Consider the following 22,238-nt stretch of genomic DNA (forward strand, 5'->3'; position numbering starts at 1 on the left):
GAAACAAAAACAAAAAGTTATCACTCATCATGTGTGGGAGAAATATAAGGATATTGCTAGAAAAAACAAGCTAACAGCTACAGGGAAAAGATTGTATAAAGTACGCTGTTCTACTATAGAGCGAAGCTTTGCGGACGCCAAAGAACTACATGGCTACCGCTATGCCCGGTTTCGAGGGCTGAAGTCTGTCCAAATGCAAGCTTATCTCACCGCAGCTTGTCAAAACATGAAAAAAATAGCCCTTCATCTGACCAAAAAGGGTCAGGTAGAGGGCTATTTTTCTAAATTCTATTATTTTATGTTGTTTTTATTAGCTAAAATCAAAAAAAATTCCAGAGTGTTGGGAACCCTAAAGGGTTTCCCAACACTCTGAAAAAAGATGGTTTTTAACCATCTTTTTTATTCTTACATCATTCATGCTCAAAAGAAAAGTAGAAGGTAGGCTTTTCTTTATTTTTAAAATAATTGAACTTAAGAAGTTTGAAAAGAGAGGCTTGTTAATGAAGATGCAACACTTAAATCATCGTTTAACGAGATTGAGAAACATGCAATTAATGGTAAAGTAATAACAATTGATCCACTAGGACTAATTACAATTTTAGGACTTGTCCCACATGCGCCCCCACAATCCACTACTGCATCAATTCCACTTCCAGGGGTAATTGTAATCTTAAGGCACACATCAAAACAAACATTATTCGTAGTACATGCCATAACTCTCCCTCCTTTCTCTTAACAATATATGCAGTTACTTAAATTTGGATACAACTCTCTTACTAAATTTAATAAATTAGGTGCTTCTTTAATATTAATTGGATAGTTAATTAACGTTTTATTAAACTATCTAAATCAGCTAAAAAACTAAAATCATCCTTTACTGAGATAGTAATACATGCAATGAATGGTATTACATTGAAATTAGATGGACATTCATCATTGCACCTTACAAATATTTCTGCCCCACCATTTGGATTAACTTTAGATTCTAAGCAAATGTTAAAACAACTCTTGTTGATGCAAGACAAGATACTCCCTCCTTTCTCACACGTAATATCAATTTATAAGAAAATAATAATATCGTTACAACTTCCTTAGAATAAAGTGAAACTTTAATCAGCTATCACCAATCGGGCTTTTATGAACAGTTGATCTCCCACCTAATTTCCTTGCTACAGCCTACAGCCGAATTTTGAGGTGGGAGTTTTACTGCCCGCAAATAGTGAGATAAAATAAAGTAAAAAGGCAAAAACTTCTTCAAATACATGTAGATATTTTTACCTTTCTACTCCTTCTCTCACCCCCTACCATTTTATTATAATGTTCTATCTTCACAGAACATCCGTTTCATGTATGGCATAATTTTATCCTTCTCTAAAGGGATGTGCCCTAATTGTTTATCAAAATATAAATCTAATTTAACTTTATTTACAGCATCTATCCTTTCTAATTCTTGTAATCCAGTTATAAAAGGCTCCAAATGATTTTTCATATCAAAATCAGCTGCTATATTTTGCAAGTAATAAATTGGCGGTACATAGCCTATCTTATTATAAAATGCAATAACATTTATTCTCTCTGCAAACGCATCTTTAATTTCTTGTATTGATAAGTTAGGATATGATAGCTGAAAAACTTGTGTAATAGGAGTTATATACCAATTTGTTAATATGGTTTGAGGATTGTTGACCAATGCGATAGTCCCTCTTAAATAACCTGCTAATATAAGAGACATAAATCCTCCACCTGAACTTCCATAAAGTAACACATTTTCTTTTAAAATATTTATCTTTCTTATTATTTTTTCTAAAATTATCGCTATATCTTTCAAGTAATACCTATCTATCGTTCCTTGCCCCCAACCTAAAGAAATTTCACCCAAATAAAGGGTTGGATCATTATAAAAAATTACAGATTCTTCAAAATCCTTAATCCAAGTGTATCTTTGAAAAATAGGTGGCGACTGCTTTTCACTTGCCCCTGAACCCAAAATAATAAGTCTTTTTGATTGTAATTTCATTCTAATAATAAACTCATAATTTATTCCTTGCCATTCTACATTTAATAAAAATGGTTCTTCCATATTTAAATAAATGTCTTCAAGTTGCTCATATGAAATATTTACATTTCTCAATTGATTAATCGAATGAATCACCTCTTAATATAGAAATAAATCTTTAAAATTCCTATGCTTCAATAAATACGAAAGGCCTTCTAAATGATCACCAGTAATTCTTAATACAGCTGGCGGATGCCCTATTGTCGCGAAGTGCTCATGTGGTCGAATACGATTTGGTTTCATTACATCTACATAATGAACACATTCTACTTTATATCCTTCTAATATTGCTTTTACTTGTGCAATACATGATGTGTGAAGAGTATCCCATCCAATTCCCTCTAAACATTTTCTACTAATAGCATGAGGAACCGCTACAAGAGATCCCACACCTAAATCTTTACGGTTACAAGCAATATTCAACATATATTTATATATATTCACAATATATAGAGGGAATCTAAGATTTAAATTTAAATCGTTTAAAGCAATATCAACACCGTCAGTAACAGCTTGTGTTAATGGATGTAAATCTTTTGCTGGAATAGCAAAGTCGGCATCTATAAAGAGAAGTATATCTCCTGTGGCCTCCTGCGCACCAATTGCACGCCCGACATCATGTCCTAACGCTTCTTGATAGACAATCACTGTTGCTCCTAATTGCTTTGAAATTTCCTCTGTCCGATCTGTTGACCCATTTATAACAACAATTATTTCTTTCGGTTCAATTTTTCTTGCCTCAAGAATAACTTGTTTAATCGTTGCTTCTTCATTTTGTGCTGGTATAATAATTGATAGCTGTTTTCCATTATAAATAGAAGACTTCATTCCCCATCCTTTATGAAAACGTGAATAATTTTTTTGTATTTTTAGTTGCTCTATAATTTCTCTTTTCCTTCCTCCATCCGTATAGTTACCTCTATCATCTTTTCGTTGTAACCAGTTTTCTAATACTTTTACATTTTTTTCAATCTCACGAACTTCTAATTTAGTTAATTCATTTCCATAGAAAGAGTTTTTATTTGCAGGTATATTATTCAAAGAAGTTTTAGTAATTGCTGATGAGGTGTGTACTCGCCACCCTTTCTCAATAAGTGTTACTTGGGCAAGTATAGGATTCTGTAAGATGTCATATCCAATGTCTTCAATTACCTTTTTTGAAATGGCATATGGCATAGATAACATCGAATCATACTTTAAATCCATATGTCCTAATACATCATTTAATACTTTTCTATACAACATAGCAATACTTGGCCACTCTATTTTCATTTTTTCAAGATATACGGAGTCTGCGTTATTCAATATTACATCTGTTTCCTTTTTTAATAGCGGCTCTAAAAATTGTGCTAACTCTACTGAAAAAAGAACATCTTCTCCGTCTAAAAATAAGACAGCATCTCCATTGGCTATTCTTGCCCCATTAACTAGTGCTTTACATTTGTTTTTCTCTTCAATAACAACAACGTTACTTTCAACAATTGTCGTTATTGATTGTATAGTATTCATTCTATTATGAGCTACAATGATAATTTCTAGCGGTTTTAAATAATTCAATTTCTCTAAAATTCGATTTAATTTCGACTTTTGCTCTCCCACGACAATAACGACTGACAATTCCACTCCTTCTTTCACCTCTCTTACAGTCTGATTAGGTTTTACCTTCTTTATATATTCAATCGTTTCATTCTTCCCTACAGCTGCATGCCCTGCTTTCTTGTCAAAATATAAGTCTACTAAAATTTGATTCACTTCCGTATTTTCATCCATTTGCTCTAACCCAGAAATAAATGGTAGTAAGTGATTTTGCACATCAAATTCACATGCGACATTTTGTAAAAAATAAATATTTGGAACGTATTTAATACTCTTAAAAAAATCCGTGATGTTAATTCTTTCACCAAATTTCTCTTCAATTTCTTCTCTTGATAAGCCTGGATAAGATAAATTGAAAACTTGATTTACCGGTACAGGTATCCATTTCATTAAATTTGTTTGAGGATTATTAACTAAAGCTGTGGAACCCTTTACGAAACCAGCTAATATTAAAGACATAAATCCTCCCCCGGAACTTCCATAAAACAACACATTTTTCGAATCAACTTGTAACGTTATCAATAATAGTTTTAAAATATTTGCGATATCTTGTAAATAAAATCTATCTAGCTCCCCCTGTCCCCAACCTAAAGATATTTCCCCATGATATAAAGTAGGGTCATTATAATATATAACAGTATCTTCAAATTCTTCCATCCAAGAATGCCTATGAAAAATAGGTGGACCAATTGGTTGTTCTTGAAAACCACCTGCTCCAGAGCCAAAAACAATAACGTTGGAAGCATTATGCTTAATACGAATTAAAAATTCATAAGTTACTTTATCCCAATCAATTTTGAGTATAAAAGGTTCCGTAGTTTGAAAATTCATTTGCTGTAATTGTTCATATGAAATATTGATTTTTTTATACTGATCTAACAGTTTAATCACCCTTCCCGTCTATCTAAAATATACTTACATTTTGATATGATTCAACAAATAAGAAAAACCCTCCAAATGATCTCCCAGAATAAGTGATATAGTTGGAGAAATTCCTTTCGCTACAACATTTTCATTCGGGCGGAGCCGATTATTTTTAATTACGTCTACATAATGTACACATTCTATCTTGTAATCATTTAAAATAGCGTTTACCTGCGCAACGCTTGGACAGAGTAATATATCCCATCCGATATCATTTATAAATTGTTTACTAATTGCATGTGGAATTGCTGTAAGTGAACCTACCCCTAAATCTTTTCTATCACATGCTAAGTTCAATGCGTATTTAAATAAGGTGACAATATGAAGGGGAAAATGTTGACATAAAAAGGGATTTAAATCATTTAAGGCAACATCACATCCATCTGCAATAGCTTGTGGAAATGGATATAGATCTTTTGCAGAAATAACAAAATCACCATCTAAAAATAAAAGAATATCTCCCTTTGCTGCTACAGTGCCAATTGCTCTTCCCACATCATGCCCTAACGGATTTTTATACGTAATAACAGTGGCACCAAGTTGCGTAGCAACATTTGCTGTATTATCTGTTGAACCATTTACAACGACAATAATTTCTAGCGGCTCAATTTTCCTCACTTCACAAATTACTTGTCCAATTGTTGCTTCCTCATTCTGAGCAGGTATAATTACAGACAATTGCTTTCCGTTATATTTTTGTGATTGAATTCCCCATCCTTTTTGTGAAAAAGGGATGGTATTATATTTTTTAAGAATATTAACAAGTTTCCGATTTCTTATACCATCATGATACATTCCTCTAATTCCAGTTTTCATTAACCATTCTGCCATAGCAACTAAGTGTTTGCTCATATTTTTCTTTTCTATATCTGCTAATGATCTTTCATTTAATGCTCTTTCTTCTAAACAAAACTCTTTAGCCAATTGTGTTTCTATAAAGTAATGGCAACTAAACTTTTTTTCTTCTTCAATAAGTCTTATTTGCGCCAGAACAGGGTTTTTAAGAGTTTCATATTTAATTTCTTGTAAAGCTTTTTTTGTAATTATATTTGGTAAAGAGAGCAAAGAATTTATTTTTAATTCATTCGCTCCTAACACTTCATTTATGATTTGTCTCCAAATAATATTAGCACTTGGAAATTCTTTTTTCTGTCTTTCAATAAAGAAAGAGTGCAAGTTATTTAAAACCACATCTGCATTATCTTTCATAGCAGGTTGCATAAATTGTTTAAGTTCACATGCAGAAATACTATTACTATCATCTAAAAATAACAATATATCTCCTTTCGCTTCTTTTGCCCCTATAACACGCATATTTTCTGAATCACTTCTAATACATTTAACTCCAGATTCAGTTAAAGTTTTTTTGTTTATGTTGCGCTTCTCATTTATTACTATAATAATCTCATATGGAAATAAACTTTTAGCACTCTGAATAATTTCATTTAACAAACCTATTTCATATTCAACTAATATGATTACGGAAAGTAATTTCTTCATTTTTATACCTCACCAATTCTCTTATATAACGCATTGCCCTAATCTAGCTTTTCTATTAAGTAAGAGAGTGCTTCAATATGATCACCAAGAATTCTTAATACTGCTGGAGGATGCCCGTTGTGATCTACATGTTCTTTTAAACGAATTCTATTCGGTTTTACAACATCTATATAGTGCACACACTCTACTCTGTATCCTTGTAATATAGCTTTCACTTGAGCAAGGCTAGGGCATAATAAAGTTTCCCATCCTATTGCATCTAAACATGATCTACTCATTGCATGTGGAATAGCTACTAACGAGCCATTACTTAATTCAGGACGATTATATGCTAAATTAAGCATATATTTTACAATGTCAACAATATAAAAAGGCGGATTTAAACTCGGATTTAGATTATTTAATGCTATATCTACACCATCTGAAACTGCTTGCGTAAAGCAATGCAAATCACTTCCTGAAATACTAAAATCACCATCAATAAATAAGAGAATATCTCCTATCGCTTCAAGCGCCCCAATTGCACGTCCAACATTATGACCAAGTCGCTCGTTATATTTAATAACAGTAGCACCAAGACTTTTAGCAATATTGGCGGTATTATCTGTTGACCCATTTACAACAACAATAATTTCTAGCGGTTCTATTTTTCTAGTTTCAAGTATCACTTGTTCTATAGTTTCTTCTTCATCCTGCACTGGTATAATTACAGAAAGTTGCTTTCCACCATAAATTGAAGAATGCATCCCAAAACCTTGATGATAACAAGGGTATTGTTTGAATTCACCTAACCTTTGAATAATATCTCTTCTTTTTCCTGCATCAGTAAACCCTCCTCTTCTCCCTTTCTCCTCTATCCCTTTAGATATTCCAATTAAATATTTTTTCACTTTCTCTTTTTCATTTTTTGATAGTTCCTTTTTTATTAAATATCCTGTTTCTTCTAAAGTTTCATCTTTAGATAAAGTGTTTATTGCATATTGATCGCTAATCCGCCACCCTTGACTCACAATCTTGATATGAGAAAGAATGGCATCTTCCATAAAATCACAACCAATATTAACCACTACTTCCTTCGTAAGCGCATATGGTAATGAAAGTATTGAATTGCATTTTAAATCTGGCCGACCTAAAATTTCATTTAACATTTTTCTCCATACAATATCCATATTCGGACATTTACCTATTTCTATAAATTTATCTATTTTATTCAAAATTACATCAGCCTGATTTGTAACAATTGGTTCAATAAATCTCCTCATTTCATCTGTAGATAATGAAAATTTTCCATCTAAAAATAATAAAACATCTCCTCTTGCTTCCTTTATAAAAGCTTCATATCTACGATAATGCGCACTATATTTCCCTGTCAAAACAATTCGGCATCCATATTTCTTTGCTATTTCATATAATTTAATTCTATCTGTAGGGAGCAAAACAATAATTTCAATTGGGTTTAGCTCCCATACATTTTTAATTAAATCTTCTAATATTTGTGCTCTATCACTATACGAAATAATAACTGTTAATGATCTCATTACAATCCCCCTTTTTTACACACCATGTGGCATCATTCATATGAAAATAAAGTATTAAGTATTACTATTCCCTCTAAATTTGCTACTTTATCAATATATTCAAAAATGGATTATACTGTGTAAAAACAAACGTCCATTTTTTTTAAAATATATGCTTTACACTTTTATTCTTCCCCTTCTGATTATGTCTGTTACAACTCTCTCCTTTTAAAAACCATAAAAAAAGAGTCCTAATTTTTAGGACTCTTTTTTAAGTTAATTTATCAATATGATTAATTTTATATACTACTTTGTTCCAGGTTATCCCCCTATCTGTTGTAGTAAATATCTCTTCTTTACTACAAGCCCAACCACTATACTCATTTATAAAATGTAAACAAAATACATTTTTCAATATCGGATTACTTGATAATTTTATCCATTCCGATGCGTTTTTCTTTACTTGATATACATCTCCGTTCTCACTATTTATAATCCAACCATAATGTGCACTAAAAAAAGAAATAGCAACTTTACTAGTATTTATTTTTCGATTTGGAGTATACCATGTATTTCCTTTATCAAATGAACAATTTATAAAAAATATATTATCATTCGTTTTTGTTGGTGTCGCTAACAAATTATTTTTATAGATCGTTTTATAAGCCATGGAAGTCCCGTTATTAATACCTTGAATATTCTGATTATATTTTATAGGATTCCAACTTTTACCACCATCTATCGTTTTAAATATCGCTGATTCTTTATATTTCTTTTGTAGGGAAATAAAACCAACTAACCTGTTTATAAATGTTACACCTGATATACTATCACTAATATTTATTTCCCTTATTACCTTCCATACTTTTCCTTTAGTTTTCAAATAATACAAATTATGCTCAAATTTATTTGATGCAAGTTTTCTAGATAATATAATCCATATCCTATCCATATCCGTGGCATGCAATTGTACCTGAACATCAGTCGACTTCTCCCAAATTTCTTCAATTGGTAAAATAAACTCACTCCATTTTTCCCCTCTGTTAACTGTATAAAATATAGCAGGCACTAGATTATCATTCGTTTTTGTTAAACCATATGCCCAAGAGCTTCGAGAGTTTATCGGATATATGGATACTATTATTGAATTAAGGGGATTGACAACATCCCATTCTACTCCTCCATTTCGAGTAAATAAAATAGCTTGCTTTTTATTTGTATATTGAATACCGGCCCACCCATATCTATCAGTTCTCATTTGTAAGGAAGTGAATCGAATATCCTTGTTTTTCAACATATCACCTCATTCTTATTATATTTATATTCGTATGTTATTTTTTTGAAAATGTTCTAGCATTTTTTATTTTTCGACTTTTCACTAGACAAATGTCGTCTAGTACAATATAAAATAATCCTTCGGAAATAAAACTTTTAAGATTCAAATCAATAACTCAAGTTATTCCCCTTTTAGACACGTTTTTTGAGTAGATGAAGACATATTATTTTACAATCAAAACTAGATAGATGATTCTGAACATTTAATAGCTACTGATATATTCATGCTAAAAAAACTATCTGTATGAAAGATAGTTTTTTTAAAACCTAAAGTACAATTCAAAAAAAGAATGTATTATAACTTGTACATTATCTTTCTTTAAAGAGTAGAACTTTAAAACTATTTTTAAACGATTGCTAAAGCAGCTACCTTAACTAGACAAGAAATAAACTGATTAATAAATGCATCAATTTCCTCTTTCGTAATAATATACGGCGGAAGTAATCGAATAATATTCCCTTGTGTTACATCGACTAACATTCCTTTATTCATTAACTCAAGCTGTAATTTCTTCACATTTTCATTCGTGTCATTCACACTTATTCCAAACATCATCCCCGCATGACGCACTTCCTGAATATAATAAGAATTTTCTTTCTGAATGTCTTGCAGTTTGTCATTCAAATATAGTGACGTTTCATATGCTTCTTGCATTAAACCATCGTCAAGTAATGTATTTAATACCGTTAAACCTAAAGCCGTTCCCATTGATGAATGAGCAAATGTTGTGCCGTGATCTCCTGGTGCAAATACATCACATAACTTTTCACCTACAATAATTCCACCTAGCGGTATCCCGCCTCCTGCTCCTTTACCAATTTGAATAATATGTGGTGTAATATTGAAATTTTGATAAGCAAATAGTTTTCCTGTTCTCCCCATACCACTTTGAACTTCATCAACGATAAGTAGTACATTATATTTCTCACATAAATTTTGAACACCATGTAAATATTCACCCGATAATGGATAAATTCCCCCGCTTCCTAATACAGGTTCTAACATAATTGCAATTGGATTTTCATGAATAATTGTTTTTTCTAATTGCTCTATATTCTCGCGCTCAACTTCATATACCGGGATCGATGTTTTAGGGAAATTTTGATATACACTTTCTTGTCTCGTAAAATGAAGTGCTCCTAACGTACGCCCGTGGAAACTATTTTTCAGCACTACAATTCCTTCACGTTCTTCATGCGTAATAGCTCTATATTTATCAATTAATTTCAACGTTGTTTCTGTCGCTTCCGTACCAGAGTTTGTAAAAAAGACCTTTCCGTTTTTTAAAGAGCAATCAACTAATTTCTTTGCATACTCAATTGCAACTGGGTTTAAAAAATGAAACGGTAGATGCAACGACTTCGTAACTTGATCCATTGTCGTTTGCACAATTTTCGGATGATTGTATCCTAATACATTTACGCCTACACCAGAAAATAAATCTAAATACTCTTTACCATCCACATCATACAGCTTACACCCTTCTCCTCTTTCTATCGCAAGCTTTGTACGACAGTACGTTGACATCATATACTCTTTATCTAATTGAAACCAATCCGACATGTTACATTCCTCCTAGTTATTCTCCCTGTTTTATTTCTATTCATTTTCTTTAAATTCATATATAAATTCATTTTTAAGTTTAAAATTTTAATAGTAATGTTCTTCCCGATATTCATTTTTCCATAATTTCTTCTATTTCAACAGGTCCACTACATACGCGTTTTTCTCATCTAGCGGTCTGTTACTAGTTTGAACTTAGCGTGTTATACATAATCAACGCTATAAAATCATATTTAGTAACAATGGACAAAAAAGATTTGGAGGCTATATTGATGTATGAAAACTATGATAAACAGAGGCAATCTTTACTAGGGAAAGACTTTAATGATAATGGAGTACGTAATGAACAAGCTATACTTCACTCTCAAACAGTTGGTTCACGTGGACCTATTCTAAAGCAAGATAGTGTGCTTCACGAGGCGTTACAACAATTTATTCACGAAAAAATTTTAGAAAGACCTGTTCATGTAAAAGGATTTGGTGCATTTGGTTATTTTCAAACGATCTATCCAATGTCTGAACATACGAAACTAAGTTTTCTACAACATTCTAATGAGAAAGTTCCTGTTATGGTACGATTTTCACTAGCTGTTAGTACGAAAGGAACACCTGATACTGCTAGAAATGTACGCGGTTTTTCTACAAAATTTTATACAAAAGAAGGTATTTTCGATCTATTATGTAATCACATTCCTGTCTTTTCTGTACGCGATCCGATGCGTTTCCCTGAAACAATTCAAGCGTTGTCACCTTCACCTAAAAATAACTTAATAGACCCTAATAGATTTTGGAGCTTTGTCGCTAGAGCACCTGAATCCATACATTTCGTTGTCCGTTTGTACTCTGATAATGGTACGGCCAAAAGCCTTCGCCACATTCCAGGACATAGTGTAAATACATATGTTTGGAGAAATGCAGAAGGTAATCGAAAGTATGTAAAGTATCATTGGTACCCATTTGAAGGTGTACAATTCATTACTAGCGAGGAAGCAAATAAACTGGCTGCCGAAAACCCTGATTATAGCGGGAAAGATTTATATGATGCAATTGCAAACGGTAAACCAGTGGAATATGGTTTATATGTCCAGCTCATGGACCCGAAAGATGAAGCGCATCTTTCTTACGATCCTTTAGATGATACAAAAATATGGGATGAAAAAGCGTATCCTCTTATACCAATCGGCAAAATGGTATTAAATAAAAACCCTGAAAATTATATGGAACAAGTAGAAAAAGTCGCTTTCTCCCCTTCTAATTTACTAGACGGTGCAGAATTATCAGATGATAAAATGTTGCAAGGACGAGCTAACATTTATAGTGATTCTCAAAGAAGACGAATTGGACCTGAATTCCGCAAATTAACGATTAACCAACAGCAAAATTGGACACCTGCTAATCAAATAACGAGCGGTGACGGAAGGTACGTTGATGGTAAACTTGAGAGAACTTCTATATCAAAACAAGATGACTTTACGCAGGCTGGCGAATTTTATGCGACGTTAAAACCGATAGAAAAAGAACATCTTGCTGAAAACTTAGCTGGTGATTTGAAAGTTATATCCGATGATATTAGGAAGGTCGTTTTAGAGTATTTTCATAACGTGTCTGTTGATTTGGTGAAGAGGATTGAAACCGAAATAAAAAAATAATAAGACGTAAGCACGCATCGACTTTTATTCATAAAAAAGAGCCATTTATCTAACCGTTTTGAAGTGACCCCTAAAAGTTAGACACGGTTATTTCATTAGGCAGCTTGATCCAAATGAGTCCGGTATTGTACCGGGCTCATTTTTATTTTTTTACCACATTATATCTTTTCAGAACTACACTTCCGAATTTATTAAATATCCGATCCATCAAGAAGCCCATCAATCCAAGAATAACAAGACCGACAAAAATCCAATCTGTTTTGAAATATAACCTTGCATTCCAAATCATATAGCCAATTCCTTCATTAGCTGCAACCATTTCAGCTCCAACAATAGCCATAAATGAGGATCCCATCGCAAGCTTTGCTCCAGTATACATATAAGGAAGTGCAGCAGGTATGATGACATGGAACATAATTTGCCATTCTGATGCTCCCATACTTCTCGCTGAACGAATTTTATCTTCTTCAACAGCTTGCACACCGGTAATTGTATTAATCGTCACGATAAAGAAAGTTGCATACGTAATGAGGAAAATTTTAGATTGCTCTCCAATACCAAACCAAAGCATAAATAATGTTATAAAGGCAAGAGGTGGAATAAAACGAATAAAATTGATAACTGGATCAAATAGCGCTCTTAACCATGGGATTCGGCCAATTAATAACCCTACCGGAATAGCTACAAAATTCCCTAAAATCCATCCAGCTATTACTCTTAAAAAACTAACTCCTATATATATAAATAAGGAACCATTTTGACTCAGTTCAATCGCTCCATACAAAACTGCTATCGGACTTGGCAAAAATTGCGGATCAGAAAAACTCGCCACAGCACTCCATATTGCAAGGATAAGTATCCAAGCGATAATTCCACTTTGTAATAGCTTCTTTTTTAAACCAGTCTTGAAATTATTTGTTTCATAAATAGTATCTTTTCTTGCACTCTCATCTTTCAATGCGCTCATATTGGGACCTCCTTTCAATCAAAGTGTGATTGGATCATTTGATAATAGTAATTAAATTCTTTATCTGTAAATGTTCTCTGATACGGTAGTGGAATATCGTAAATCTTTTCAATTTTTGAAGAAGGTCCTTTAGACATTACCCCTATTCTTTGCCCAAGTAATAAAGCTTCCTGAATATCATGAGTGACAAAAATAATCGTTTTGTTTGTTTCTTTCCAAATTCGAATTAACTCTATTTGCATCGTTCTTCGAGTCATTGCATCGAGCGCTCCAAATGGTTCATCCATTAATAAAAATTCCGAGTCGTTGGCTAAAACACGTGCTAATTGGACTCTTTGTTTCATACCTCCAGAAAGTTCTCTTGGATATTTTCCTTCATGCCCATCTAGCCCAACTAGTTTTATATAATAAGAGGATATTTCGTTTCGAGTCTGCTTTATCATTTTTTTCATTTTCAAACCAAATTCAACATTTTCTTTAATTGTTAGCCACGGAAAAAGTGCTGCGTCTGCTTGTTGAAAAACGACACCGCGATTTCTGTCCGGCTTTTTGATTTCTTCATCATTTACCATAAGTTCTCCTGATGTTTTTTCAACAAATCCAGCAATCATACTGAGTAATGTAGATTTCCCGCATCCGCTCGGGCCAAGTAATATAAAAAATTCACCATTCCCAATTGTTAAATTTACATTTTCTAAAACAAATTGTTCATTATTAAATGATTTAGATAACCCAGAAATAGAAATAGCTACAGGAGATTTCAATACTTCTTTTTCACTTACTGTACTCACCATACTTCACTCCTATTCTATTTATAAGTAACAGATTCAGGGAAAGCTTTCTTTAGTGATTCAAGATCAATCTTATCTTTCAATTCATATTTATCTTTCAGCTTCCCTTTTTCTTCTAACCATTTTTTCATATCTTCTAGATGCTTAGCATCTTCTTTAGTAAATCCAAGAACATAGTTCTGTCTTTCAATATCTTTTAATGCGTCTTTCTCTGGTAGTTTCAATTGTTCAAAAGCAAGTTTTGCTGTTTCTTTTTTATTGTTTTCTACGTATTTTATGCCTTCAGAAAGAGCCTTAAGTGCATTTTCAAATGCTTTTGGATTCTTCTCGACAAATGATCTTTTTGCTAGTAAATAGCTGTCAATTGTAACGCCCGCACTTTCTAAATCACCTAATTTTGTTACACCTTTTATATTTTTAAATTTATCCTTTAACGCACCAGAACTCCAAACAGCATCTATATCACCATTTTTCATCCCTACAATAGCTTCGTCTGGTGTACTATATGGAACGAAGGTAATATCCTTTTCATTAATATGTTTCGCTACCAAATATTTCGCCCAAACATACTCCGTTACAGTCCCTTTAGGTACGCCTAACTTTTTACCTTTTAAATCATTTTCTGTTTTAATCCCCTCTCTAACTAGAAGCTCATTGTCTTGTGATGATTTTTCATTTCCTCGCGTAAGTGTTGAAATTACGACCATATCCCCTTTTCCTAACGAATTTAAAAGCGCATAATCAGCAGCAAGACCTGTATCAGCTTGTTCGGTTAATACCGCATTTACTGTATCAATTCCATAAGCAAAATTTGATAGTTGAGCTTTAATACTATTTTTCTCAAAATAACCTTGTTTCTCGGCAGCTCTAAACTGAAAAGAACCACCCGCCGCTGTATCTATAGCCATTTTCACCGTGGCCGTTTCTTTCCCATTACTTTTCGTCGTTCCCGCACTTTCTTTTGAAAAGCTTGAGCACCCTGCGACAGCTAAACTGGTAATCATTGATAAGCTTAAAAATAAAGGCTTTAATTTCACCATTTATCACTCCTCCATAACAAATTTTTCAAACTTGAAGCGGGATTTTATTTCACCACAATATTACGTTAAATTATTACAAATAAAGAAATGGCAACATTTTGTCATATAACGAACCTATCAAGTTCATTTTAATAAGTGGGGGGAAATTACTCTCCCCACACTTTAATTTACTAGCGTTAATCTCGTTTTTTATTTATTTCTTCCAATGTCGCTACACAAAAATCTCCGGTGCCGTAAGATATTGTCCCTTCGACTGTCACAACGGATTCCGTACCAGCTTCTGCAGCATTTGGTACTCTAAATGCTGCTATATCAAGGGGAATAATTTCTTTCTCCTCTGGTTTTTCTAGTTGAGGTACCCACTCATACGGTACACGATACGCACGGTAAACCATATTTGAGTTTCTGTTATTTTTATATGGTGAAATATATTCCCATACAAGCTCATGCTCACGAGTAACTTCAAAAATCCGACCATCTGCTCCTTCAGTAATCAATGTGTTTCCGTTTGGCAGCCTTTGAGCAGAACTAATATATGGACTGTAAAATCGATATGAATCTAAAGGAGCTTGATACCCAGCTTCAGTTGGCGTATATTGCCATTCAATTTCTAAAGTTACTGGATTAATTTCTAAAATCCTCGAGTGATCACGAACAGCATTTTTGGAACCGTATGGAGATGCAGGATTTGGAAGACCGTATCCTGCCCAACCACCATTATCAAATACGAGTAAATTCCCTTCTCCAGGCAATCCTTTCGGAATGATATGTGCATGATGTTGTCCAATGATCCATCCTAAATGCTTAACATCTGGGCTAGAATAATCAGGACCGAGTTTCCAAACTATATTTCCTGTCTTTTTATCAATAATGGCAATTATATTTGACTCCCTAGCATCCCAAATAATATTTTCAGGATGAAAACGTTCATCTCCTTGATCATAAAACTTATTCGGACCAATTGTAGACATAGAATTGATATGCATCCAATCTCCATCCGAATTACCACCAAAGGATCTAATATTAGGATTACGGAATAGTACATTTTTAGCACTTTCATCAAATCCAAGTTCTTCAAAATGATCACTGACAGCCCATTCCCAAATAATATTCCCTTTCCAATCTACTTCAATAATTACATCATCTAATAACGGCTTATCGGAGATATTCGGATTATGTACATTTTTATGCGCTAAAATTAGCGTATTTCCACTTTCTGTTTTCGGCTCTAATCCTGGCGCATAGTACCCGACAGGATTTCCTTCACGTTGGTAATCATGATGAGCTCTAGCCATCCACTGCGAGGCATGTCCTGGGTCTTCAATATGTTCCAGACGGTTAAATTTCCAGACGATGTTTCCTTCCCAGTCAACTTGAACTAAATCGACTTCATCCTGAAAACCAAACTCAGGATCTCTTTGTGCTGTATGACCAAAAACATATCCGCCTGGTAACACCTTGTTTGGAAATCCCCGTAACCCTTTCCATAAGTGTACTTCTTTCCCATTCATATCAATTAATAAAGCACCATGATCTGCAGCTTGATAAATTGTATAACCACTCCAAGCTTTCCCGGGATTATATACTGTTGCCCCTGTTGGATAAATTGTTGGATGTCCCATTCTTTCCACTCCTATTCATATTATCAATGTTTTTTGAATTTTCAGTCCTAAATAACTAGACTAATAGCATTCTTCGTTACTCCTCCCTATTCTCATTACTTAGTTTCATAATCGTATGAGAAAGTTGTTCTAAATTATGGGCTAAGCGTTTAAAAACTTCGGCCTGCACGTGTAATTCTTCTGTTGAAAATCCATCGAATAAAACAGACATAAAACTTGTTCTTATATTATGATTTCGCTTTATAAATTTCAGGCCATCTTCAGTAATATCAAGTAAAGTGATTCGTCTATCTTCCTGATGACGTTTCCGAATAGCCAGGCCTCTTTCTTCTAACTTATCGCATAATGCCGTAATCGCTCCTGATGTCAAATCCAGTTCTTCTGCCAAATCAGTTAGACGTTGCTCACCATCTTGAATAATTTTGTTTAATATTAAGAAGCCCGGCAACATAATACCTTCAATCTTAATTTTGTCGCGTTCCTTCACAAATTTACGGACCATTTTACGAAACAACCAATCTGTTTCTTCAATTAATGTTGGCATCGTTTTGTTCATATCTCCTCCGCTCCTTCCTCTATGAATAATACAAAAAGGCACGAACACATTTCAAAATTTCGAAATGTATACGTGCCTTTGGTTATCCAATCAGCTATTCAAATTGTTTTAGCATTAAAATAATGAGTGGTAAAATAAGTAATATCCACATATCAATCCACTAATACCTATCTGTCAAGTGGGTTTTAAAAGTATTTCGTTCTAATTTATCTATTTATTGCTGTTGAACATTATTTATATGTAACTCCATTCATAACAATACACTTAAAATATAAAACTCCCCCACTTTACATAACTACTAGAGCGAGGGAGTTCTTTCTAAAACTGCTTTATCAATCACAAAATAACAATTTTCAGAACTAAAATCTTTTTTATTGTTCACTACTTCTCCTTTTGAACATAAACATTTCCGCAGTTGTTTTACTTAAATCTTCGGAAAAATAACGACTATTTCAAAAAGTAAAAAACGTGTCATCTTAATAAGTAAGACAGCACGTTTTTTACTTTTCATTTTAAATTATAATTAGTTTATACTATTTCGGAGTTGATTGATAAAGGCATAGGCTGCATTTGAAAACACTTGATTCTTTTTCCATATAATATTTAAGTTTGCTTCTAATTTAGGTTGTAATGGTTTAAAACAAAGTTTACTGCTTATATATTTATTTTATCACTCTTGTTAAAAATTTTATTTCTCCTTGTGAGAAGAGAATGTGCCTATATATTTTTCTATATAGCAATAAAAAGACTTATAGAATGATTCTATAAGTCTTTTACTATAAGGAATTAACCTACCCATCGATTAACAAATCCAAAAACCAAAAGATTCGCGATGAATAAATTTCTAATAAATCACTATTCTCTCTAATCATCAAAAAGTTCACAATAGTTGAGCAGTTCCTCTTACTGCCTCGTAGCCAAAATATATTCCAAACAGAATTAAAACAATGCCTGCTACTATAGAAATCCATTTCATTACTGTATGATTAATAAATCTTCTACCAAAATGAATAGATGTAGCCATAAATATATCCCAAAGCATAATCCCAGCAAAAATGGCTGCACTATACCATAAAGCTTGTTCTTTTCCAATAGTATTCATAGCACTAGTTAAAACTGATCCATATATCCCTATCCAAAAAATAATATTTAATGGATTAGAAATTGCGATAGCAAACCCCGATAGAAAAGATTTTAAAGGATGTTCTTTTTCACCTGATGAAATATATTGAACTTGTTTAGTAGCTTCTTTCATACTTTCATAGCCTAAATAAATCATCGTTACAAAACCAAAAATCCAAATACAAAGTTGAGCAACTGGAGTTGTTAAATAAGTCGAAATACCAAAGTAAATTAAAAACATCATTACAACATCTGCTGACATTGCCCCGACTCCTACTAACCATGCACTCAAAAAACCATTTTTTATTCCTTTATTTATTTGAGCAATATTAATCGGACCGACTGGTGCAGACAATGAAATCCCTAATAATATGTAACTGAATATCATGCTAATCATTTATCTTTACCCCCGTAATAGGACAATTAAACCTTTCTCTAATTTTTCTATCTGTTTCATAATCTAATATTGGCTCATATGTATATTGTTTATACGATATAGCTGCTTCTTTTAACAGTTCTACTACTTGTTTATACATATTTATCCTCCCCTTTGATTTCATTACACAATTTGAAAAGATAGCCTTTTCTATTGCTGTTCCTGTTCCCGCTCCCTATTCTTTTTCACAATATATTCAATTATAGTTTACGACACAATTAAATTTGAAATAAAATACATATTTGTAACATAAATGGAGTTAAAATATAAAACCTATATTAATCATTATTTTCATAATAGTCAATCATTTTGACGTAAATCATAATTATCTATTTTTGTATACTTAATTCTATTTGTTATTAATTCATACGATAAAAGTACCTTATTATGTAAATTACAGAAATACATTTAAATATTTTTCAACAAAAATCAGAATTTACTTATTATTAACTCCGAAATCTAGAACTACTTACCTTTGTATGTTGCAATATTTTAAAAATGTAAAAGTCACTATAAATAAGAAATATCAAATAAATATAATAGATTTATAGTAAAATGAAAAAATTTAAATGTATCATAACTTTTCTTGTAACAGCACATAAAAACCCCGAATCATGGAAAGTAAATTGCTCATGACTCGGGATTTTTTAAGACTATATTTTAATAACAATTAAATCACATACAAATCCTTATAAACCTCTATAGTAGAACTCTTTTCATCTATTATTTATTAAATTCAACTTGCATCATTTTATTAAACTGTGTAAGAATATCAACCGGACCTAAAGAGTTAACATTGACAGCAAATGTATGCTTGCCTCCAATTACTCCACCAGCAAAAGTCATAAACCCAGGAATTGATCCTCCGTGCCCCCATACTGAGACACCATTTGAAAGTTTAGTCTCATAGATTCCAAGACCATATCCATCCCCAACCCCTTTTCCTTCTATAGGAACTGTAGTAAGCATTTCTTTTAGCTCGCGTTCCTTCAGTAACTTACCACCGAGTAAAGATGAAAAGAACTTGTTTAAATCATCCGCATTAGAAATCATATCTCCAGCTGCATTAGCTAAACTCGGATTATAATACGTAATGTCTTTCAACTCGCCTGTTTCTTCTATTTTCACATATCCACGAGCATGATTCTTTCCTGGGATGACGGGTGAATTTCCTGGTAAAAACGTATTTGACAAGTCCAAAGGTTCAATAATTCGCTTTTCAATTTCTTCCGCATAACTATTACCAGTTATTTTTTCAATTAGCATTCCCAATATTACATATCCTGTGTTTGAATACAACCAGTCTTTGCCCGGCGAGAAATCTGGAGGCAGAGAAAGGCCTATTTTCACTATTTCTTCTGCTGTATACGTTTTTTTCGAATTCATTACGTCAGCGTCTTTTGACTTTAAGTATTCAGCGATACCACTCGTATGATTCAAAAGTTGTCGTATCGTAATTTGATTTCCATCATACCCATTTCCTTGCACGAGACCCGGCAGCCACTTTTCAATTGGATCGTCAAGTTGTACGCGATTTTCTCCTACTAATTGAAGAACAGTCGTGGCAGTAAAAGTTTTCGTCACACTACCAATCCGAAAGCGATAATCCGATTTCACCGGTTTCTTTGTATTTAAATCCGCCACGCCAGCAGTATAACTATTAATTTTTCCTTTATTAGACGTCTTAGCTAATACCCCTGGTGCTCCAATTTTGATTGTTTCCTGCAATACTTGTTTCCAGCCATTCTGATTCTTTTGATCATGTACTTTTGACAAATTAGAAATACTTTGAGTAGACTCTGCTTTCACAGTAAAACCAGGTGTAAATAGAGTAGTACCCGCTAATAAAACTGTCAAACTTGCTAACTTCATTGAATTACGTTTTTTCATAAGGATTTCTCTCCCCTATTCCTATCGTATTGATTCAAGCTATACTTTCATCCTATATGATAAAACTCTCTTTTTTCTTATCCATTCCTTACGAAATACTTACTCTTAAAATTTAACAACAAGAAAAAAGTAATGTATGAAAATAAAAGAGAACGTGTTTTCAATTTATGAAAACACGTTCTCTTACATATTTAAAACTCTATACCATTTTTTTAGTTTATTCACTTTTACCATCCTGCACTAGCGTTCATGCCATTTCCGATAATAGAAAGTAATAGTGGCCATAATACTGGTGCTAACGTAAGAAATAAATTTAGCAGTATAAGTATTCTATATCTCCTAGGAATATGGTGATTTTTACGATTAACAAATACTAAAATCACTAATAATATTATCGTCATTACAAATAAAAGTAATACTAACAACCAATACCAAACCATTAGACTGAGACTCCATGGCTGTAATAGCTCGTGTACAATACCAAAGGTAATTCCCAATACTGCAAAACTAAAGGTAGTAACTGTGGTTTTAATAAACAATTTACTTAATTTTTTATCGTATGTATACTTACAATATAAATCGATTAACGTGTATAAAGATAAAATTGCCATTAATACACCTACCCAAGACAATAACCAGTCTCCGCCTCCTCTAACTAATATAAACAGAAACCAACACATCCCTGCTGCAGAAAAAATAAAGGAAAGGAGTATGTTTTTCAATACCGGTTTCATTCTATTTTCACACCCTTAAAAAACTTAAAAATTAATTATAATTTATAAAAATTAAGTATAGGTTAACATGTAATGAAGTATAAGTAAATAAAGTTAATTTACAGTTAATTTCATTTTCTTATTTGGAGGCAGTTTTATATATGAAAATGATTCATGATAATCAAATTTCTCTACAAAAAAGTAAAGGTGGATATTTACGTATCCACCTTCCCATCTCCCTCTACCCACTTCATTATTTCTTCCACATCTAACTCCGTATATGTCTTTTCTCCATATCGGACAGACTCATATATCGGAATAATATCTCGCGTTCTACAAATTCTCGTTAACCATTGTTGCATCGTTTCATAGGACCTTCTCTGTTCATGAAATGGTAATGTTCTTTCCCATTCAACTAACGTTTTTCTTATCGTATTTGTCGGTAACGGCCGTTCTAACTGATGCTTCACTTTCTCGTTCTTTTCGATTCTATCCGTATTTTCTTTTGTTATCGATTGTTTATCCTGTTGTATTTCTGATTTCGTTACCTTTTTCCTAACGGATTTATAAAGAAAATATATAATTATCCCTGCAATAACTACATAAAAAACTATACTAATCCATGAATTTGAAAGTATAGAAAATATGTGTCCCCATGAACTTTCCTTTTCAAAACCTTTAAATTTTTTACCTGTTGTCGTTCTCTCCCCATTATCTCCTACTTTTTTCTTTTCTAAAGGTGTTCCATAATCTTCAATATCACCGTAGTTTATAGTTTCCTTATAATTTTTTTCAGATTTCTTTTCACTAAAAAAACGTTCTTTCACTATGTCTTGTACATGCACAACACCTTGTGATAACGTTATCGCACTAACCGTAAAGAAAAGTATCATGAAAACTCTAATACTCCAAATCTTTACCTTTATATGTCGCTCTTTATTAGCCATGACATAAACCCCT

The 22,238-nt window shown here is 32.7% G+C and carries 20 protein-coding genes and 1 pseudogene; 2 read left to right on the top strand and 19 right to left on the bottom strand.

Annotated elements, in window-relative coordinates:
- Window positions 1-373 (top strand): transposase (locus ACTFRN_RS13415; RefSeq protein WP_438907680.1); only part of this gene is annotated, 373 nt, incomplete at its 5' end.
- Between the two features lie 98 nt (window positions 374-471).
- Here the strand turns inward: ACTFRN_RS13415 and ACTFRN_RS13420 are convergent.
- The 8 genes from ACTFRN_RS13420 to ACTFRN_RS13455 all read right to left on the bottom strand — a co-directional run bounded on the left by ACTFRN_RS13420 (window position 472) and on the right by ACTFRN_RS13455 (window position 10,492).
- Complete coding sequence (locus ACTFRN_RS13420) at window positions 472-714, bottom strand: hypothetical protein (protein ID WP_000752463.1); 243 nt, start codon at window positions 712-714, stop codon at window positions 472-474.
- 110 nt (window positions 715-824) lie between these two features.
- Window positions 825-1,025: a hypothetical protein gene (locus ACTFRN_RS13425; RefSeq protein WP_001277647.1), complete on the bottom strand. Its 201-nt coding sequence runs from the start codon at window positions 1,023-1,025 to the stop codon at window positions 825-827.
- Between the two features lie 287 nt (window positions 1,026-1,312).
- A complete protein-coding gene (locus ACTFRN_RS13430) occupies window positions 1,313-2,080 on the bottom strand; it encodes a glycosyl transferase family 2 (protein WP_074568392.1) in 768 nt (255 codons plus the stop codon).
- A gap of 75 nt (window positions 2,081-2,155) precedes the next feature.
- Window positions 2,156-4,483: a glycosyltransferase family 2 protein gene (locus tag ACTFRN_RS13435; RefSeq protein WP_080120880.1), complete on the bottom strand. Its 2,328-nt coding sequence runs from the start codon at window positions 4,481-4,483 to the stop codon at window positions 2,156-2,158.
- Window positions 4,484-4,567: 84 nt separating this feature from the next.
- Entirely contained in the window at window positions 4,568-6,076 is a 1,509-nt protein-coding gene (locus tag ACTFRN_RS13440; protein ID WP_000735539.1) for a glycosyltransferase, read from the bottom strand.
- 38 nt (window positions 6,077-6,114) lie between these two features.
- The gene (locus ACTFRN_RS13445; protein ID WP_001257268.1) at window positions 6,115-7,614 is read right to left on the bottom strand and encodes a glycosyltransferase; all 1,500 of its coding nucleotides are present in this window, start codon (window positions 7,612-7,614) and stop codon (window positions 6,115-6,117) included.
- 250 nt (window positions 7,615-7,864) lie between these two features.
- Window positions 7,865-8,887, bottom strand: a complete 1,023-nt coding sequence (locus tag ACTFRN_RS13450; RefSeq protein ID WP_000790644.1) for a VPS10 domain-containing protein — start codon at window positions 8,885-8,887, stop codon at window positions 7,865-7,867.
- Between the two features lie 387 nt (window positions 8,888-9,274).
- On the bottom strand, window positions 9,275-10,492 hold the full coding sequence (locus ACTFRN_RS13455; protein ID WP_001286498.1) for an aspartate aminotransferase family protein: 1,218 nt from the start codon (window positions 10,490-10,492) through the stop codon (window positions 9,275-9,277).
- A 272-nt stretch (window positions 10,493-10,764) separates the two neighbouring features.
- Here ACTFRN_RS13455 and ACTFRN_RS13460 point away from each other — a divergent pair, with 272 nt between their 5' ends.
- Window positions 10,765-12,141 carry a catalase gene (locus ACTFRN_RS13460; protein ID WP_000273182.1) on the top strand — a complete coding sequence of 459 codons (1,377 nt, stop codon included), beginning with the start codon at window positions 10,765-10,767 and terminating at the stop codon, window positions 12,139-12,141.
- A gap of 142 nt (window positions 12,142-12,283) precedes the next feature.
- On the opposite strand, the gene ACTFRN_RS13465 is transcribed toward ACTFRN_RS13460, so the two are convergent.
- The 11 genes and pseudogenes from ACTFRN_RS13465 to ACTFRN_RS13515 all read right to left on the bottom strand — a co-directional run bounded on the left by ACTFRN_RS13465 (window position 12,284) and on the right by ACTFRN_RS13515 (window position 22,225).
- A complete protein-coding gene (locus ACTFRN_RS13465) occupies window positions 12,284-13,108 on the bottom strand; it encodes an ABC transporter permease (protein WP_001275005.1) in 825 nt (274 codons plus the stop codon).
- A 14-nt stretch (window positions 13,109-13,122) separates the two neighbouring features.
- A complete protein-coding gene (locus ACTFRN_RS13470; RefSeq protein WP_000255351.1) occupies window positions 13,123-13,902 on the bottom strand; it encodes an ABC transporter ATP-binding protein in 780 nt (259 codons plus the stop codon).
- Window positions 13,903-13,916: 14 nt separating this feature from the next.
- Entirely contained in the window at window positions 13,917-14,939 is a 1,023-nt protein-coding gene (locus ACTFRN_RS13475) for an ABC transporter substrate-binding protein (protein ID WP_088106654.1), read from the bottom strand.
- Window positions 14,940-15,115: 176 nt separating this feature from the next.
- Window positions 15,116-16,561 (bottom strand): aryl-sulfate sulfotransferase, encoded by a 1,446-nt coding sequence (locus ACTFRN_RS13480; protein WP_000509958.1) that lies wholly within the window; start codon window positions 16,559-16,561, stop codon window positions 15,116-15,118.
- A gap of 76 nt (window positions 16,562-16,637) precedes the next feature.
- Complete coding sequence (locus ACTFRN_RS13485) at window positions 16,638-17,117, bottom strand: MarR family winged helix-turn-helix transcriptional regulator (RefSeq protein ID WP_001044425.1); 480 nt, start codon at window positions 17,115-17,117, stop codon at window positions 16,638-16,640.
- Between the two features lie 523 nt (window positions 17,118-17,640).
- A pseudogene (locus ACTFRN_RS13490) lies at window positions 17,641-17,769 on the bottom strand (LysR family transcriptional regulator); the annotation flags it as partial.
- Between the two features lie 228 nt (window positions 17,770-17,997).
- The gene (locus ACTFRN_RS13495) at window positions 17,998-18,636 is read right to left on the bottom strand and encodes a LysE family translocator (RefSeq protein WP_061184290.1); all 639 of its coding nucleotides are present in this window, start codon (window positions 18,634-18,636) and stop codon (window positions 17,998-18,000) included.
- Window positions 18,629-18,775: a hypothetical protein gene (locus ACTFRN_RS13500; protein WP_000278067.1), complete on the bottom strand. Its 147-nt coding sequence runs from the start codon at window positions 18,773-18,775 to the stop codon at window positions 18,629-18,631. The genes ACTFRN_RS13495 and ACTFRN_RS13500 overlap by 8 nt, the downstream gene beginning before the upstream one ends.
- 623 nt (window positions 18,776-19,398) lie before the next feature.
- Window positions 19,399-20,565, bottom strand: a complete 1,167-nt coding sequence (locus tag ACTFRN_RS13505; protein ID WP_000747150.1) for a serine hydrolase domain-containing protein — start codon at window positions 20,563-20,565, stop codon at window positions 19,399-19,401.
- 227 nt (window positions 20,566-20,792) lie between these two features.
- Entirely contained in the window at window positions 20,793-21,299 is a 507-nt protein-coding gene (locus ACTFRN_RS13510; protein ID WP_000805740.1) for a DUF3902 family protein, read from the bottom strand.
- A gap of 194 nt (window positions 21,300-21,493) precedes the next feature.
- On the bottom strand, window positions 21,494-22,225 hold the full coding sequence (locus tag ACTFRN_RS13515) for a hypothetical protein (RefSeq protein WP_088106655.1): 732 nt from the start codon (window positions 22,223-22,225) through the stop codon (window positions 21,494-21,496).
- Window positions 22,226-22,238: the final 13 nt, after the last annotated feature.

Origin of the sequence: Bacillus cereus group sp. MYBK245-2, assembly GCF_051916145.1 — a bacterium.
Taxonomy (GTDB): Bacteria; Bacillota; Bacilli; order Bacillales; family Bacillaceae_G; genus Bacillus_A; species Bacillus_A pacificus.